Here is a 2613-nt window from a genome sequence, read left to right as displayed (position 1 = left end):
TTAACTCTACAAGTTCTAAATAAGATTTTAACTCAAATGGTAAGCCCTTTGCCATGTGCTGCCTTGGCATACCTGCAAAGCGTAGTAATTGTATTGGTTGTTTACCGTCGGTTGCACTTTCAATCGTAAGCGTATAGCTAACGACACCTAGCTTTGCTTAATGTTCCAAGGTAGCAGTGGCTCAAGGTTATCTGGCTGCTCAGCAAGGCGCTGTAAGCAAGTAGAGATATAGTCATGCACCACAAGGTCATTTGCCTTTGCGGTTTCAACAAGACTATAAAGTATAGCGCTGGCATGAGCACCATTGCAGGTATTTGAGAACAACCAGTTTTTTCGCCCTATTACGAACGGTTTTATAGCTCGCTCTGCACGGTTATTATCAATACTGAGCCTGCCATCATCAAGGTAACGCCTGAATTTCTCAAACTGATTTATCGCATAGGTAATTGCTTCACCTAACGCCATTTTTGGTGGGATTTTATCTTTATGCTTGAGTAACCATTGATACAATTCATCAACGATTGGTTTGGCTTTTCTCTGCCTAATCTTGAATTTTTCATCGTGCGATTTATCTTTGATGGCTTGCTCAATACCGTAGAGCTTGCGAATAAGGTTTAGTGCTACATCTGCTTTGACGGTTTTTTTATTATTGCCTTTAGCCTCGATGAATTTACGGCGCATATGGGCTAAGCACGCAACCAGTGTTGCATTCGTTTGCTCGTAAGCCTTGTAGCCGTCAACGTGCATGTAGCCTTCGTAACCATCAAGGAAATCAACCGCACATTGGCCTGCGCGACTGTTATGGTAATCAAACAAGACAATATTGGTGCCTTTACTCGGTTTATCATCGCCGCAACAATACAGCCACATATAGCTGGTTGCTTTATCTGCATTAATGACGTTTAACGGGGTTTCATCGCCGTGAATAACCGGTTGAGATAGCAACACGTCCTTTAAGCGTTGATACAGAGGGGACAACAGGTCTGCGCAGCGCAACATCCAGCTCGACATGGTTTGTCTGCTCAACTCAATACCAATATCGCCTAACATGGTTTCTTGGCGATAAAGTGGTAAGCCAAACTGGTATTTACACATGATTATTTGGCTCAGCAAGCTGGCCGTTGCGATGCTTTTTGGAATGGCTGTTGCGGGCATAAGGGCGGTTTTTACCACACTTTCAATGCCTTCACGCTCACAGTGACGGCACGTATATTTAGGGCGAATGGTTTTGATTACTTTAATATGCGCTGGCACAAACTCGAGTGCTTCACTGCTGCTTTCACCCATTTTGTGAAGGGGGCTTTGACAGCAATCACACATTTTTTCATCCTCTTCGAGGTCAACAACGACCTCAACTCGGGGTAACTGAGCCGGCAGTGGCCGGCGTTTCGGTTTGGCTTTTTCTTTCTTTACTGAGGCCGATGTGGCCAATAGCGCTTTATCATGTTCATCGAGAATATCTTCTGCTTCATTGAATACTTCGCCTGCACCCGGCATCTTTTCAGATTTTTTGGCGTACTCTTTGGCTAGTTTCGCGTTATAAGCTTGTAGCAATTCGTGAATTTGCGCGTCTTTTTCAGCTAACTTTTCATCCATATGCTGTTGCAACTCAAGCAACATGCGCTTGAGTTGTTCTGGGTCGTCAGGAAGTGAGTGTGCATCAATTTTCATGTTCGCAATTTAACAGAATTTGACGGTGTTTTCTTGCTTGACGCAAAGATAAAACAGACGGTGTGGCAACGATCATTTACTGCCAATATGATCGATTAGATCATCGATTTATACCGCAACTCTTCATGACCAAGCACATCATATCCCGACAACAACCAATCCAGTTGCTCTGGACTGAGCTCAAATTCTTGCAGACTGGCTTTGTTTGGCCATTTGAACTTTTGCTTTTCTAATCGCTTGTACCACAAAGCAACCCCCGTTTTATCCCAGTAAACCAGCTTGAGTTTATCCTTCGCTTTGTTGCAAAATAAAAATAAAGCGCCAGTATAGGCATCACGTTCAAGCTCACCCTCAACGATTGCGACCAGACCATCAATGGATTTTCGAAAATCCACGGCATCGCGATAGAGGTAAATATGTGCAGGTTCAACGAACATTTTCATTAGGCAAGCTCGCGTAACAGTTGACTCAGATAAGTGGCAGGCATTGTGGATGGCAAGCTGACTTTCACGTTACCGATAGCAAGAATGATCGGCTGTTGCTGTTCAGTGGGATCAACGTGTTTAGTGACTTTTGCGCGAACAAAACTACCAGATGCAGCAATAAGCTTACTTCGTGCCGCATAAAAGCTTGTTTTTGATAAGGCATGTTGCTGGCAAAACTCAGTAATAGTTAAATCGCTGGCTTGTTGTTCTTCGATAATGTTGCGCCACTGCTCAAGGCTACGCATTTTTCTCATGGCTATCTCCTAATTGAAATTAAGAAATAGTTTAATCGGTTTGACGAGTTACTGGCAGGTGCACTTTGCTAGACGCTTACTTTCAATCCGTTTTTGTACGCTCGTGTAATCCGATGTTTCTGGTGTGTGAGCTATCTTCGCTCTGATTGGGTTTAAATCAACATACGCCATACATGCAGCCAATGCGGCTTCATCTAACAGTG

General features: G+C 43.7%; 3 protein-coding genes and 1 pseudogene. All 4 read right to left on the bottom strand.

The features are described 5' to 3' along the window. Positions 1 to 147: 147 nt before the first annotated feature. Positions 148 to 1671, bottom strand: coding sequence for an IS66 family transposase (gene tnpC / locus H5154_RS22550; RefSeq protein WP_182719704.1), 1524 nt, complete (start codon positions 1669 to 1671; stop codon positions 148 to 150). A gap of 95 nt (positions 1672 to 1766) precedes the next feature. Continuing rightward, positions 1767 to 2114 (bottom strand): IS66 family insertion sequence element accessory protein TnpB, encoded by a 348-nt coding sequence (tnpB, locus tag H5154_RS22545; protein WP_182719703.1) that lies wholly within the window; start codon positions 2112 to 2114, stop codon positions 1767 to 1769. After that, positions 2114 to 2410, bottom strand: a complete 297-nt coding sequence (gene tnpA / locus H5154_RS22540) for an IS66 family insertion sequence element accessory protein TnpA (protein WP_182719702.1) — start codon at positions 2408 to 2410, stop codon at positions 2114 to 2116. The genes tnpB and tnpA overlap by 1 nt, the downstream gene beginning before the upstream one ends. A gap of 63 nt (positions 2411 to 2473) precedes the next feature. Beyond that, a pseudogene (locus H5154_RS23915) lies at positions 2474 to 2613 on the bottom strand (transposase); the annotation flags it as partial.

It is taken from the genome of Pseudoalteromonas sp. SR44-5 (assembly GCF_014163675.1).
GTDB lineage: Bacteria > Pseudomonadota > Gammaproteobacteria > Enterobacterales > Alteromonadaceae > Pseudoalteromonas > Pseudoalteromonas rhizosphaerae.
Note: the sequence above shows the minus strand (reverse complement) of the source record. Positions and strands in the feature narration are given on the sequence as shown.